Source organism: Sporosarcina sp. USHLN248, from assembly GCF_037144575.1.
Classification (GTDB): Bacteria; Bacillota; Bacilli; order Bacillales_A; family Planococcaceae; genus Sporosarcina; species Sporosarcina contaminans.
In genome coordinates this window covers 123,225-138,198 of the sequence record NZ_JBBCZC010000001.1, presented here as the reverse complement: position 1 = coordinate 138,198, position 14,974 = coordinate 123,225, and the positions used below count along the sequence as shown (strand labels likewise).

The 14,974-nt window shown below is 39.9% G+C and carries 15 protein-coding genes and 1 other annotated feature (1 of these 16 running past the window's edge); of the genes, 4 read left to right on the top strand and 11 right to left on the bottom strand.

All coding sequences use genetic code 11. The annotated features are described in order from the left end of the window. Positions 1-132: 132 nt before the first annotated feature. Together WFH04_RS00595 and mgtE are read right to left on the bottom strand one after the other, a co-directional pair. Entirely contained in the window at positions 133-570 is a 438-nt protein-coding gene (locus tag WFH04_RS00595) for a hypothetical protein (RefSeq protein WP_336822100.1), read from the bottom strand. Positions 571-605: 35 nt separating this feature from the next. After that, complete coding sequence (gene mgtE, locus WFH04_RS00590; protein ID WP_336822099.1) at positions 606-1,979, bottom strand: magnesium transporter; 1,374 nt, start codon at positions 1,977-1,979, stop codon at positions 606-608. Between the two features lie 88 nt (positions 1,980-2,067). On the opposite strand from mgtE, the gene prpE reads away from it, so the two are divergent. Then, positions 2,068-2,808: a bis(5'-nucleosyl)-tetraphosphatase PrpE gene (gene prpE / locus WFH04_RS00585; protein ID WP_336822098.1), complete on the top strand. Its 741-nt coding sequence runs from the start codon at positions 2,068-2,070 to the stop codon at positions 2,806-2,808. Here the strand turns inward: prpE and WFH04_RS00580 are convergent. Genes WFH04_RS00580 through WFH04_RS00565 form a run of 4 tightly spaced genes read right to left on the bottom strand, consistent with a single transcriptional unit; the run spans position 2,802 to position 5,586 of the window. Beyond that, positions 2,802-3,704: an RluA family pseudouridine synthase gene (locus WFH04_RS00580; protein WP_336822097.1), complete on the bottom strand. Its 903-nt coding sequence runs from the start codon at positions 3,702-3,704 to the stop codon at positions 2,802-2,804. The two genes, prpE and WFH04_RS00580, sit on opposite strands and share 7 nt — an antisense overlap. Beyond that, entirely contained in the window at positions 3,704-4,585 is an 882-nt protein-coding gene (locus WFH04_RS00575) for an NAD kinase (RefSeq protein ID WP_336822182.1), read from the bottom strand. The genes WFH04_RS00580 and WFH04_RS00575 overlap by 1 nt, the downstream gene beginning before the upstream one ends. Beyond that, entirely contained in the window at positions 4,476-5,177 is a 702-nt protein-coding gene (gene yjbM / locus WFH04_RS00570; RefSeq protein WP_336822096.1) for a GTP diphosphokinase, read from the bottom strand. Before yjbM ends, WFH04_RS00575 begins: the two co-directional genes overlap by 110 nt. 16 nt (positions 5,178-5,193) lie before the next feature. Next, positions 5,194-5,586 carry a UPF0738 family protein gene (locus WFH04_RS00565; RefSeq protein WP_336822095.1) on the bottom strand — a complete coding sequence of 131 codons (393 nt, stop codon included), beginning with the start codon at positions 5,584-5,586 and terminating at the stop codon, positions 5,194-5,196. A 146-nt stretch (positions 5,587-5,732) separates the two neighbouring features. Here WFH04_RS00565 and WFH04_RS00560 point away from each other — a divergent pair, with 146 nt between their 5' ends. From WFH04_RS00560 to WFH04_RS00550, 3 genes are all read left to right on the top strand, one after another. Next, on the top strand, positions 5,733-6,431 hold the full coding sequence (locus tag WFH04_RS00560; protein ID WP_336822094.1) for a lytic transglycosylase domain-containing protein: 699 nt from the start codon (positions 5,733-5,735) through the stop codon (positions 6,429-6,431). Positions 6,432-6,513: 82 nt separating this feature from the next. Beyond that, the gene (locus WFH04_RS00555; protein ID WP_336822093.1) at positions 6,514-6,906 is read left to right on the top strand and encodes a globin domain-containing protein; all 393 of its coding nucleotides are present in this window, start codon (positions 6,514-6,516) and stop codon (positions 6,904-6,906) included. After that, the gene (locus WFH04_RS00550) at positions 6,903-7,706 is read left to right on the top strand and encodes a DsbA family protein (RefSeq protein ID WP_336822092.1); all 804 of its coding nucleotides are present in this window, start codon (positions 6,903-6,905) and stop codon (positions 7,704-7,706) included. Before WFH04_RS00555 ends, WFH04_RS00550 begins: the two co-directional genes overlap by 4 nt. 629 nt (positions 7,707-8,335) lie before the next feature. Here the strand turns inward: WFH04_RS00550 and pepF are convergent. The 5 genes from pepF to WFH04_RS00525 all read right to left on the bottom strand — a co-directional run bounded on the left by pepF (position 8,336) and on the right by WFH04_RS00525 (position 14,652). Continuing rightward, entirely contained in the window at positions 8,336-10,159 is a 1,824-nt protein-coding gene (pepF, locus tag WFH04_RS00545) for an oligoendopeptidase F (RefSeq protein WP_336822091.1), read from the bottom strand. A gap of 50 nt (positions 10,160-10,209) precedes the next feature. Further along, a complete protein-coding gene (locus WFH04_RS00540; protein WP_336822090.1) occupies positions 10,210-11,349 on the bottom strand; it encodes a competence protein CoiA in 1,140 nt (379 codons plus the stop codon). 236 nt (positions 11,350-11,585) lie between these two features. Beyond that, entirely contained in the window at positions 11,586-12,239 is a 654-nt protein-coding gene (gene mecA, locus WFH04_RS00535) for an adaptor protein MecA (protein ID WP_336822089.1), read from the bottom strand. Between the two features lie 410 nt (positions 12,240-12,649). Then, the gene (gene spxA / locus WFH04_RS00530; RefSeq protein ID WP_336822088.1) at positions 12,650-13,048 is read right to left on the bottom strand and encodes a transcriptional regulator SpxA; all 399 of its coding nucleotides are present in this window, start codon (positions 13,046-13,048) and stop codon (positions 12,650-12,652) included. A gap of 398 nt (positions 13,049-13,446) precedes the next feature. After that, entirely contained in the window at positions 13,447-14,652 is a 1,206-nt protein-coding gene (locus tag WFH04_RS00525) for a putative glycoside hydrolase (RefSeq protein WP_336822087.1), read from the bottom strand. 167 nt (positions 14,653-14,819) lie between these two features. Then, positions 14,820-14,974: a binding site (T-box leader), on the top strand; it runs 75 nt beyond the window's last position.

The following is a 14,974-nucleotide window of genomic DNA, read 5'->3' as shown; positions in this document are numbered from 1 at the left end:
TTTGCCTATCTTGGCTTGAAAACGCTTGCCAAGGAAGGCAACCTAAGAACGCCACGTCCTGCTGGCCTCAACGCCGTATGCGGACGTTTGTCAACAAGCTGGGACTAAATGAATATTTAGTTCCTCATCCCTTTACACTCTGTCAAATGGATGGCCGCGCCACAAAACTTCTTCAATATGTTTAATTTCCACTTTTTTCAATTCATCCTTACAATTGATCCAAACGGAGCCATCTTCTATTTTTTGTATGGTGCCCTTTACTTTTTCCCCTTCAATGACAAACTGCAATGGCTGATATACTTGCCGCTGAAACGGCTCACTTAAATACGTAATTTTATTTAATATGACAGGATTTTCGATTTCATGTTGCGTTTCATGTTGCGGGGAAGGGTTTACTTCGATTTGCTCATGTTCCGTAAGTTCATCCATTACAAAGACGGACGTGCTCTCCTCTTCAATTTTTTGAATCGTTATCTTTGTAAAAACGGGCGGCGGACCTGATATAAACAGCAATGGTTCTTTATAAGTAATGGCAATTCCCCCTTTTTCAGTAGTATATGCGCCTAACACGCATGAAGTTCTACATCGAGGAATTGCCGTTACGTCTACAAGCTGCTAATGAATGTTGTTGCTAAACCGAGATAAATAATTATACTAATAACATCATTCAACGTTGTAATGAAAGGACCCGATGCAACTGCAGGATCAATTTTCATTTTGTGCATAAAAAGCGGGATGAAGGAGCCTGAGATTGTTGCAACGAAAATGGAAACTAAAATTGCTGCCCCAACTAATAATGCAATTACAAATTCATGCTTCCAAACAAAAATGAGCAAAATAACAAAAATAGCACATATGAGTCCGGTTATAATCCCGGTACCCGCTTCCCTCAATAACAATTTGAACTTGCTTTCCTCTTCAATATCACGTGTAGCAATCCCGCGAACGGCAACTGCCAACGCTTGTGTTCCACTGTTTCCGGCAGTTCCGGCAATAAGTGGAATGAATGCGGCCAATAAAGCGACTTGTGATATTGTTTCAGTGAACATATCGATTAAGTTTGCAGTAAGCATTCCTAACACTAGTAGGACAATAAGCCAAGGTATACGCTTTTTCGCTGCTGAAAATGAGTTTTTATCGAAAGTGTCCATATTGGCAACCGCGGCTAACTTGGAATAGTCATCGGAAGCCTCTTCATCCAATACGTCGATTACATCATCTACTGTAATGATACCTAACATATGCTGCTGAAAGTCGACGACAGGCACCGCCAATAAATTATAGTCTTGCGTTGTCCGGGCAACATCTTCCTGATCATCGGAGACGATGACACTTACAACACGCTCATTCATGATCGATCCAATTAATGCATCTTCATCGGCAATAATTAAATCACGTAAAGATACAACACCTGTGAGTTTATTGTCATCACTAACGACGAACACATAATAAATCGTTTCAGCGGATGGCGCTTCGTTGCGCAAAATCGTCATCGCTGAACGTACAGTTGAGTTTTCAGGAACAGAGACGTACTCCGTTGTCATAATTGACCCTGCAGTATACTCTTCGTAATGTAAAAGGGATTTAATTTGAGCAGCCGCTTCTTTATCCATTAATGTTAAATAGCTGGCAATTTGTGACTTATCAAGTTCTTTCAGGACATCTACCGCGTTATCAACGAACATATAGGAAATCATATCCGCCGCATACGTCGTGTCCATCTCCTGAAGGAACTCCTTATATTCACTATCATCTATTTCACTAGTCTCAAAAATTTCGGCCAACTCTTTAGGCGAAAGAAAATAATACATAATTTTACGAAGCGCCGCATCCACTTTTTCATAGAAAACTGCCCGGTCATATGGGTGAATTAATAAATACTCTTCCCGAAAAGCGCGGATATCTTGCTGCATTAAAGCTTCGATCATTTTTCCTTCATTTACGATAACTCCATCTCTTTCTTGTTCATTTACAGTCATGGCTGCACCTTCCTTTCCATTCCGACATGCATGTTTGCACAACTATACGGTAAGATACTATTTAAACTTACATTTAGGAGGACCTACGATGACATTTGACATAATTGGTGATATCCATGGCTGTTACGACGAGTTAATGGAACTCATTCAAAAATTAGGCTATACATTTGACTCCGGTTTGCCAGTACATCAAGAAGGTAGACAATTGGCATTTGTAGGAGATGCTATGGATCGTGGACCTGCCTCTCTTCCGACGCTGCAGTTTCTTTTCGCTTTGCAAGATGCCCGTAAATTAATCTATTCCCCGGGAAATCATTGCAATAAACTTTACCGTTTTGCATTAGGCAATACTGTTCAGCAAAAACACGGCCTGGAAACAACTACAGCCGAACTATACAAATTGTCTCCACATGAACAAAGTCGTTTTTTACAACGATATAAGGCATTTTACGAAGCGCTTCCTTTATATGAAACGTTAGACGGCGGAAAACTTATTATCGCACATGCAGGGATTCCTGAACAGTTCATCGGAAAACCATTTTCAAAAAAAGTTAAAACCTTTGTCCTTTACGGTGATATTACAGGCGAAACCCTTCCAGACGGCAGGCCGGTTAGAAGGGATTGGGCAAAATCATATAATGGCGAAGCAATGATCGTCTATGGCCACACACCTGTAAAAGAAGTAAGATTTGTCAATAACAGCGTGAATATAGATACTGGCTGTGTATTCGGTGGGAAATTATCAGCTGTCAGATATCCAAGCATGGAAATTGTTTCTGTTCCATCCAAACAGCCTTATAACCCTGAGAAATTCACTGAATTTTATTGATCTATTAAGAGGGACTGCAAATCTTCTGGCAAAGGAGCAGAAAATTTGAGCGGCAGACCGGTCAATGGATGTGAAAACGACAGTTCAGCGCAATGAAGCGCCTGCCTTTGAATTAATGTTAAAGAGCCACCGTAAAGATCGTCACCTAATAGCGGATGACCAAGCCATTGCATATGAACTCGGATTTGATGAGTTCTTCCTGTGTGCAATTTTAATCCTATTTGCGCAAATTCCACTTCGCTTGCATAATAACGGCCATAAACCGTGACATCTGTACGAGCATATTGCCCGTCGGCCCGCACCGTACGTTCAATAATGCTGCCTTCTTTCCTTCCGATCGGCTGTTCAATTTGATAATAATCTGACTCAAAATGCCCTTCAGCCAATGCTATGTAGTTACGGCTAAAATGGGACTGAATCATTTGATCGCTTAACAAATGGTGAATATGTCTATTTTTCGCCATACAAATGAGTCCTGATGTATCAGTATCCAATCGCGTCACAACATGTGCTGTGGCGGGAATTTGTTCATCAGCAAATTTCCCTGCTACAAAGTTTGCTATCGTACCATCAGGCTGATCTCTTGAAGGAATTGTTCCTTGTCCTGCCGGCTTGTCAATGATCATGATCGCTTCATCTTCATAAATAATTGACAGCGGACCCGATTGAGGAATTAATCCCGCACTCGGCTTTTCGGGTGGAAATAGAATCGTCACGACATCTCCTTTTTCCACGATATGCCTGACAGTCCGCTCTGTGCCATTTACGGTAATGCATCCACCTTCGTATTTCGTAGCAGTCAATGTTCGTTTGGAGATCCCTTTACTATGCAGAAATTCTCTTAGTAGCAAAGGACCAAATTCCACAGTATAAATTAATTTGAAACGCGTGTCCATCATTCATCACTCGCAATGAAAGAATCATGGACACGTTTCCAAAACGGAAAAGCACGGAATCTTCCAAAACGAACCTTTTTGTCCGAAACTTTATATTCAATAGACTTTACATCTTTGTGAAGAAGTTGTAAATGATCAACTGTCACCATGAAATCCGGACCATTTACCGGTGTCAATATGCATCGATGGTGAGCAGGCAGTACTAATGGCGACCCAACCGTCCTAAATACTCGGTTATTAATAGAAGCCATTTCTGTTAGCTGCATAGCTGAAAAGGACGGATGGATGATCGCGCCACCCAATGCTTTATTATATGCTGTTGATCCTGATGGCGTCGACATGCAAAGGCCATCACCTCTGAATCGTTCAAAATGCTCTCCGTTCAATTCTACGTCCATGACTAAAGTTACTTCAGGCGATTTAACAGTCGATTCGTTCAAGGCTAAGTATGTTGCGCTTTTATCGGAATATCTGTAATTGATCATGACTTCCAATAAAGGATACTCAATGACGTTGAATTCCTTGCGCGCGATTGACAATACTAATTTCTCCATCTCCTCAGGCTTCCAGTCCGCATAGAAACCTAAATGACCCGTATGAATTCCGATGAAAGCTGTATGCTCTAATCTGTGGATATATTTATGGAAAGCATGCAGTAGCGTTCCGTCCCCCCCGATCGATAAGACGATATCTGGTTCTTCTTCATCATAGACAAGCCCAAAATCCTTTAAATAATCCTTTGCCTCAGAAGTTAGCCGCTTCGACAAATCGTCACTTCTTGTCTGGATTGCGAATTTCATTATGATCATTCCTCCTTTCATTGCGTATTTGGTAATCGCGTTCCGCTGTCTCTTTAAAAGCACTGAAATACTTTTGCGCATCATGGATTTCATCTCGAATGAGCGACATTTCTTCATCAAGACGAAAAGCAGCTTCAGCAGCCCTTTCAAGACGATGGCGAATCTCATCAGGCAATTCTCCGCTATACTTATAATTCAATGAATGTTCGATTGAAGCCCAGAAATTCATTGCCAATGTCCGGATTTGAATTTCAGCCATAATCGATTTTTCGCCGTGGATCGTCTGTACCGGATATTCAATAATAATATGAAACGACCGGTAACCGCTCTTCTTTTTATTGGAAATGTAATCTCTCTCTTCGATGATTCTCATGTCGGTGCGGTTCCGCAACGTCTGTACAACTTTGCCGATATCGTCGACGAATTGGCACATAATCCTCAGTCCTGCAATATCAGGAAGTTCTGCCGCCAGTGCATCTGACGGTTTGAATGCGATTCCTTTTTCAAGCGTTTTATCATAAATGCTTGCAAGCGGCTTTACCCTGCCAGTAACAAATTCTACCGGTGTATGTACATTCTCTAATTCATATTGCGCACGCAGACCTTTCAATTTCACTTTCAACTCTGCAACGGCTTGCTTGTATGGTGCAAGAAATTGTTTCCATTCATTCATGAAGAACCCTCCTATGTCACTCTACATTTTGCAGGAGGTCATGGAATTGGTGCTCGACGGCAGATGTGAATGCCTCCCCATAATTGTCATTCCCCTCTATATTAAAAATGAGCATTGTCAGTTCGTCTTTAAATCCTACCAATGGAATTGATTTTCCTTGGCTAATCATGATTGGATCCCCGTCCAGCTGCAATGCCTTTGCCATATGACCCCAAGTATTTTGAGGGAAATGCACATACGTGTATCCATGTTCATGATCGAATAAATAGACGAATGACATTTCTTCAGAATCGGTAATCATTTTGTTTGCTGGTTTTCCTAATTGGACAGCAGCTTCTTCATCATGAAGTATAAAGTGAATCTCATTTCCTTTTTGTATTCCATCCATAACTCTATTTTGAATTCGCATTTCTTTTCTCCCTTTCAATAATCATACGTTCAGTCTACCATATGATAAGCGCTCATGCAGTTTGTAACATGCGTTTTCTTGCAGGACTTGCTATACTAAGTAGAGCAAGTTCTTTAGTCTTACAACTTTTGAAAGGAAGGATTCGTTTGGACGCACAAACAATTCGAACTTTGATGGATATACAAGCGATGCAATCATTGGGGACGATGCAATCTTTTGCCGAACGGCAATCCGTATCTTCCTCCATGTTCAGTGATCTGATAAATGAAATGATGTTTAGTATTGGCGAATCAGGTTCCTCAACAAATCAATTGCAATCTTTTGGAATGTTCGGCGGCCTGCAAACGTTGGAAAGCCTTCAATATTCCGGATCAAACCAAGTGTACATGCCTTCAAGTTTATCGGATGCTTTGCAGAGAGTTTCCGAAACATATTCATATGATAGTGGAAGGAACTACTCAGGGGACTATTCTGAAATTATTAAAGAGGCCGCTGAACGGTACAACTTGCCAGAAAACTTAATAGCTTCGGTTATTAAACAGGAATCGAATTTCAATCATCAAGTCGTCAGCCGTGCAGGTGCTATGGGACTTATGCAACTTATGCCGATGACAGCCAAGTTTTTAGGGGTGCAAGATGCTTTTAATCCTCAGCAAAACATTATGGGTGGCGCAAAATATTTACGTCAAATGATGGATCAATTTGATCAGCGGATTGAATTGGCTCTTGCGGCTTATAATGCCGGTCCTGGAAATGTGAAAAAATATGGCGGCATTCCACCATTCAAAGAAACGCAGCAATATGTAGGAAAAGTCCTATCCTATTATCATCGCAATACTGTGTAACGGTTCATAGGCTATTTATTTGTGAAAGAAATGATTGGTTGATAAAATGTTCATACAGTCAGAACAAAGGAGATTGACATACATGACTCGAAAACCTTTGATTCCTTATGAGGAGATCGGTGCTGAAAAGTTATCGGAACTTATCGACCGTTTTTATGCAAAAGTTGCTGTCCATCCAGACCTTTATCCGATTTTCCCGGAAGATCTGACAGAAACAGCACGAAAACAAAAACAATTTCAAACGCAATTTTTAGGTGGACCAAATTTATATACAGAAGAACATGGCCATCCAATGATGAGAGCGCGTCATATGCCTTTTCCAATTACACCTACCCGCGCAAAAGCTTGGCTTGCATGCATGGCAGAAGCTATGGATGAAGTGGGTCTTGAAGGAAAGCTCCGCGATATTTATTACCAAAGGCTCGTTATGACCGCTAATCATATGGTTAACAGGAGCGAGGAGGATGGGCAGTGAATCGGGAAACTCTATTGGAAGAAGTTCATGCCCCCGCATATGCCAAGCCAATTGAACTATATGCGTTCATTGATCCTTTATGCCCTACATGCTGGGCGTTGCAACCGATGCTTCGTAGATTGCAAGTCGAGTATGAACGTTATTTCACACTGCGAATTGCACTACGCACAACTTTGCCAAAGATAAACGGCCTATGTTTCAATAAAAAAGAGGATCCAAAAGCGAGCGAGAAAAGTCATCCATCATTTCCAAGCTTGGCGATTAAAGCTGCCGAGTTCCAAGGCAAACGGGCGGGCTTCCGATTTCTATCCAAGTTGTATGAATACACCTTTTTAAAGTCTCGTGATGTTTCATCTTTATCGGTATTAATTGAAATAGCCGAGAAAATGGAATTAGATGTCAATGAATTTGTACTTGACTTTTCTTCGCATAATGTAATGCGCTCTTTGCAAGTGGACTTATACTTGGCAAATGAAATGGAAGTATGTGACGCTCCGACTTTTGTTTTCTTCAATGAAAATATTGAAGACGAAGGGTTAAAAGTGGATGGACTTTATAGTTATGAAATATATGAACAAATATTGGAAGAATTAATTGGACAACGTATTACACCTAATATCCCCCCTACTTTGGAAGAATTGTTTTGCAGGTTTGACTCCTTTGCGACGAAAGAAATCGCGGAAATCTATCGTATTTCTGAAAAGGCTGCTGAACGGGAACTGAAAAAACAATTGCTTCAACAAAATGTCGAACGTCTACCGTTTCAGGAAATGACAATTTGGCGCAAAAAAGTAAATTAAAAAAGGCTGCTCACAAAGTCAGTGGATACTGATTTTACGGGCAGCCTTTTCATTTTAAAAACATATTTTTCTACCAATTGTCTCTTTCCTTTTCAGCCGACTAAGTGAGTCGACGCTCATTTTATAGGTTCACAGTTACTCATTAAAACAAGCAGTTAGAATAATGATTCGTTTCCTTTGTGTATGTCATCTTAATACCTGATTTACAGACCTATAGTTCTATTGGAAAAATCTCCATAAACGCATATACGAAAAGAGCATCCGCTCCTGGGGGAGAGGGATGCTCTTCTACAAAGGGAATGGGAGAAATGTTCACGTTCAAACAAAAGGGGTGTATGTTTGGTATGTGATTTATTTCACATCTATAATTTATCATAAAATAATAGTAACATCAACATTTCACATGAAATTTCACATGAATGTCACAATTGAATAGGCTAACAAACACCTATGTTAAGCTTTTCCTTCATAAATCATTGTTTCTGACTCTCATTATTACAAATGAAAGCGCTTCCTTTTTAAATTATATTAAAATAATTATATCCATAAGAAAACTGCACCCTGTTTCATCCTCCTGTCGGGTGCAGTCCACTTTTGTTTTGTTACTAATTATATCGGCAACATAATCATTATGAATGCTTGTCCAGCAATGCTTCTAACTCATTCAATCTCTCTTCAAACACGCGGCAAGCTTCTTCAATCGGTGCTGCGCTTGTCATATCGACGCCAGCTTTTTTCAAAACTTCAATTGGATAATCTGAAGAACCCGCTTTTAAGAACTCATTAATATATCGATCTACCGCAGGTTGTCCTTCTGTCAAAATTTGATGGCTTAGCGCTACTGCCGCACTGAAACCAGTCGCATACTGATAAACATAATAGTTGTAATAGAAATGCGGAATCCGTGCCCACTCAAGCGCAATGTCAGCATCATCTTCTACGGCATCGCCGAAATATTTTTTGTTCAATGCGAAATATTCTTCGGAAAGCTTATTAGCTGTTAATGCAACACCTTTCTCGTCAAGTTGATGGATTAAATGCTCAAACTCTGCAAACATCGTCTGGCGGAATACAGTTCCACGGAATCCGTCAAGCCAATGATTCAACAAATAAATACGTTTTTGTTCATCATCAATCGTTTTCAATAAATGATCATTTAGAATCGCCTCATTCACAGTAGATGCTACTTCTGCTACGAAAATTGAATAACCGCTATAAATGAACGGCTGATTTTTCCGTGAATAATAGCTGTGTACACTATGGCCGAATTCATGCGCTAGTGTGAATAAGTTATTGACATTATCTTGCCAGTTCATGAGAATATATGGATTAGTGCCATATGCCCCAGAAGAATAAGCTCCTGAACGCTTCCCTTTGTTTTCGCGAACATCTACCCAACGATTTTCCAATCCTTCTTGGACAATTGATTTATACTCTTCGCCAAGCGGATGGAAACTTTCCAACATGATTTTAGACGCTTCATCATATGAAATTTTCATATCTACATCTTGCACAAGTGGCGCGTACATATCCCACATATGCAATTCATTCAGCTTCATGACCTTTTTGCGCAAAGCGACATAACGATGCAGCAATCCGATGTTTTTATTGATCGTTTCCAATAGATTATCATACACTTGTTCCGGTATATGATTTTGCGATAAAGCCGCATGACGTGCACTATTATACTTTCGGATACGCGCATTGACGTTATGCTGCTTTACGTTGCCTGACAAAGTTGAAGCGAAAGTGTTTTTAAACTCATCATATTTGCTGTACATCGCCTTAAACGCATCTTCTCTGACACGCGGATCGTCGCTTTCAAGGAAACGGATATAGCGACCATGAGAAAGCTCAAGTTCTTCTCCATTCTCATCTTTCACCATAGGGAACGTCAAATCAGCATTATTCAGCATGCTAAACGTCTCCGCTGAACTGCCAGTTACTTCGCTTAATTGTGCCAAAATTGCTTCTTGCTCAGCAGGCAAAACATGCGGGCGGTATGCGTTAACCTCTTTAAATTCTTGCTTGTACAACTTCAGTTTTTCATCATATTCAGATAGATTGGTCAGCTCTTCTTCCGAAATTGTTAGAAGCTCAGGCAAGAAGAACGATAACGCTGTCGACACTTTAACATAGAGTGATTTAGCGCGGCTTTCCATCGCTTGATAAACGTTGTTCGTTGTATCTTGGTCACTTTTCAAATGCGCATACACATACAACTTACGCATTTTTTGTGAAAGTGTATCGCGGAATGTCAATGCCTCATATAATGCATCCGCCCCATTACGAAGCGTCCCTTTATACTGTTCAGCATTGCCTACGAGTGCTTCAATATCTTTGAACTCCTTCTCCCACTCTTCATCTGTAGGGAAGATATCCTCTAAACGCCAAGTCTCCTCCACATTCACTTCTTCCCGTGTTAAAACTTTGTTCTTCGAATCAGTCGTCATGTTTATTCCTCCTTTTAATTCCCTTCGGAAAACGAATCATTTTCATTCTCTCAATTATAAACCTTCTTTGCAACATATCTTTCTGAAATAAGTCGCAAAATTTTGTTTTCAATATTCTTTCCTTCTGCCGTTATGTTATGAATGCCGCATTGTTCAAGAAATGATAAATATTCCTTGCATGCGACTACCATTTCTTCGTTCGGCTCGTCAAATTGTCGAGCAAATGACCAAAGTTCTTTTTCTGAAGTAGCACGCCATTCGATTTTTCTTTTATGGAGAAAATATAAGAGACGTATTTGCCAATCACAATCCGCTTCCCGAAAAGCTCGATTATGTGCAACGGGCACTCCGAAATGCAAAGGCAAACGGATTGGATGTAGACGCATCTCATAGCAGCCGCGCAAAAATGGATCCTGTATTCCTTTTCTATTTAGTAATATTCTCTGACTCAGAAATGCGTTTCTTTGGATTTTATATAAATGATAATATTGCTCGATCATAGATTGCGAAGGAGCTTTAGGACGTGAAAATGGCAATGTTTGCGCTTCATAAGGTAAAGTGTTATGAAGTCCAATATACCGTTGTCCTCCAATATGCAATAGACTGCTCATATAGTGGAATGTTGATGTTGGGGGATGTAAAGAGAAGAGTAAGTCCCCTTCATTCGGGGTGGTCAATAAGAATTGCTCATGAAACTTTGAGAGTTGAAAAATACCAATACCATTTTGCTGTTCTATGAATTTTGCGGGGGTATTCAAAATCCATAAGGGCTCCATTCCGGCAAGACGATATCCTTCCGATCGCTCTCTAAATTTATGGCGTGGGATCGGGCTGCATTGAAACTCAATTGGAATGGACATCTTTTGAGTCTCCACTACTAAATCCGGCCTTTGTGATAAATTACGCAAAAACGGTTCCATCTTAACTGCATATCCTTTGTTTTGAAAGAAGTTGAATAATAATCGCTTCCCTAATAGATGTTCAGGTGATTCCCCTTCCGAAAAAGAATCCCTGCAGGAAGTCTTTTGCTCATGTGCAAAATGTGGAATAACGACCTCCCCTACTTTCAAAATAACTTTTGATTGACATTGTGGGCAATAAAACTGATGCTGACTCCTTAAACGCCGCAAAGCGTTACGTTCGATATCCGACATCAAAACAATTATCTCTCCATTTTCCATTTGTGCCATTAAAATATGCATCACTCCTCTTTGCTTCATTGTATGAATTTTCGCTCCATAGAGCAAGTCTTTCAAAAGGAGATTATTTGCAAGCAATTGAATAGATTAGTGGAGCGCGTCATGTGGAACAGTGCATTGCTAGGCCTATACCATAGCACCTCTATAATATAGCAAACATCGTTTCTTGCGAAAAAAAAAGCCGCCCATCATCTAATAATCGACGTAGGAGCGGCACTTTATATTCATCAGCTGCCAAAATAATGTTCCATTTTAGCAAAAACGTCTTTGTCCATAATCACTTTACCGTACTCTTCCAATCGGTGAATTGTCATATTGGATACTGATCCAAAATCAGAAATGACACTGCATAGATCCGTCTTTTTCGCATCATTCATTTCCGCGTCATCATAATTTATATATAAATAATATTTATCTTCGAATGAATAGAGAGATGACTCGAAAGTATAGCCGTGCACTTTATTCGCCAATGGAATCAGATCATCAAAGTTTGAAAACACGAACATATCAGATAACCACTCTTCCGGTTCATCGTTCGTTTCATCCATTAATTGGTCAGGCTTCCCAAACATCGCATGGTCTTGGAACATTTTTCTTGGATCATCCATGCCAAATGTTTCTTCCATTTCATCCGTGTCTGTCATCTGCGCCCTTGTTACGGTAACTTCAATTCCATTATTCATCGCATGGACTTGAATCCATAACGGCCCTTCAATTTCAAATTCCGTCTCGTCATTGATTTCATCCATCATTTCCCAGAAGAGCTCTTCACTTTTATCGCGGTTATACCAAACTTCTTCCCGCGTAAATCCACGCTCTTCAATATCTACATATGATAGATAAAACTTAACGGTATTCTCATTAATGCGCTCTATTTCCATCCCTTTTCTCTCCCTTCCTTCAAACGGGCAATGGCCCGCTTCATTTTTTTGCAGTGAACCTGCAATGCTTCTTATACTTACTATATGAACGTCCTACCGGATATGAAAGGGTTCATTATAGGGACGTATAACGTTAATTGAATTGTAGAAAACATCCGCCCGGAAAGCAAGAGGAATGCAAAAAGCTGATAGGTTTACGGCATTTTGCCTGTCGACTCCCTATCAGCTTTACTATATTCTTTAACTTGATTCGGCAGAAATCCCTACTTCAAAAAGTGATGGGATACGCTTGCTCTATTTTCTTTTAAATCAGCGAGAACCAAATTAGCTGATTCAAGTTAAGCCTCCGACGAATGTTATTTTGAGGCAAGCTTTCGCACTCCCCAAAAAATCATCCGGACATAATTGAATTAGTTAACCATTCGCCGCGCTTCAAGCAGCTGATAGGCCCTTACCTTACGAGGCAGAAAACGTCTAATTTCATCTTCATTATAACCTACTTGCAGCCTCTTTTCATCTAAGATGATTGGTCTTCTTAACAGGCCAGGATGTTCTTGAATTAATTCGTATAACCGTTGCAACGGCAAGCTTTCAACATCCACATTCAGTTTTTGGAAAATTTTCGATCTCGTTGAAATTATTTCATCCGTACCGTCTTCTGTCATGCGAAGTATTTGTTTAATCTCATCAATATTCAATGGTTCAGAGAATATATTCCGCTCTGTATATGGAATGTCATGCTCTTCCAACCAGGCTTTCGCTTTTCTGCAAGATGTACAACTTGGTGAGGTGAATAATGTTACTCCCATTCGCTGGACACTTCCTTTCAGTCTGCTCTTTCAATATTGTATTTAAATCAAATTAGAATAATTTTAAAGAAACGATCTTGAGTTCTATTATACACGTTATTGAGAATGATGAATACACCTTTTTAAGAAAAAATATGTTCGGTATGTCAAGTTTGTCACATTTCCGCAATATTGATGGGCTTACAGCTCCTTAGGCTATGTAAATTTATCCTTCTTTACTGTTATACCCGAACGAGGAATTAAATAAACATCTTCAAACACATTTATTTTCGTTCTCATTTAGTAAGTCCAAATTGAAAAAGGTAATTCCTACTTAATAGTACGTCTTTACTTTCCGAAAAGTTTCATTTTCTTATTAAAAAAATCCGGAAACCATTACGATGGCCCCGGATTTTTCGTTAAGGAGTATAATCTACTCCTTCTGTATACGAATTGCCAGCATTCCATAATAAGAATTCGTCTATCCCATTCTCATTTAATGCTTTAATTTGCGCTTCGACCTCTTTCTTGCCGTAACGAAGATAATTGCCTGCACCTAACCAAGGAGCGCTGAAATCTTGCAGCCACGGACGGGATGTCGGTTTGTTCTCCAACTCTCCCAATTTGGCATTTTCAACTTTAGCATATTCGTTAACGAGCCGGTACGGTTCCAAATCGGGTTTCGCAATTCCGAAATAAGATGTCCAATGACTTGGATAAATCATAGATGAAATGACATCAACATTTTCCGAGATTTTCGAAAAGTTTTGCCCGATGCCAGGTGCTTCAGGCAGAGTTGCTGAATAGCCAAATATATCGACAGATACATCAACATCGTAAGGTTTTAGCTTCTCACGAGCGTATGCCACAAAATCTGTAACAGCCTCTACCCTTCTTTGAACAGGATCCAAATCGGAATCCTTATACTCTCCCATTGAATAGTTCAATACTTCATGACGTTTTTCAAATCCTTCAGGAAATCTTACATAATCGAATTGAATTTCTTTGAAGCCCATCTTCGCGGCCTCAATTGCAATATCGACATTATGATCCCATACCTCTTTCAAGAACGGATTGACAAATGATTCTCCCCGTCCATTTGCCCATACTTCATTTCCATCCATAAAAGATAGATCAGGGCGCTTTTCTGCCAATACACTATCTTTGAAGACGACAATACGGGCAATTGGATATACTTCTTTCTCTTCCATTGTCTCTAACATTTGACGCGGATCTTTTATATACGGCTTTCCGATGCCCAATTCAAAGAGCGGGGAATCTTCTGTAGGCTTGTATGTAATGTTACCTAAGTCGTCTTTTATATCAATGACCATTGCATTCAACTCTGTTGACTCAATTAAATGTAATAGCTTTTCAAATTTTGCCCCTCCAGCTGAATGACCTGTAACATAGATTCCCCTTACTGCATCTGGATACTGAAAAGCAAGACCCGAATCATACCGATAAAGCGATGAACTATGTAGTAACTGAGTATCCAATTGCTCAAAAGCATATGTACGTTCTGCAAAGTCGTCTACTTTTTTCTCATTTGCTGCGTGAGCACTTAAAGGAAAAGCGATAGCAGCTAACAGTAGAAAGCGACTGAGCAATGCTGTTTTTTTCATAGAAAACATCCTTTCAATTCAATTATTCTATCAAACTTACACAGCTTTACATAGGTTAAAGTTGTCTATTCCCGTCACTTCTTGTCTATAAACACCGAAAGTTCTATAACAAATTTCACTGTTGCATTTAACAGATCCCTATAGTATAATTGCGACAACTTACGATTCGAAAAGCTATGACGGAAATAGTACGAATGTGACAGTCATTCAGAGAGCCTGTGGTTGGTGAGAACAGGTATGACGGCATGAGGAATTGGGTTCCTGAGCTTGATTTGCGAAATGGATGCAAAACATTCCATAGTAGCTCATCACGTTACCCGCG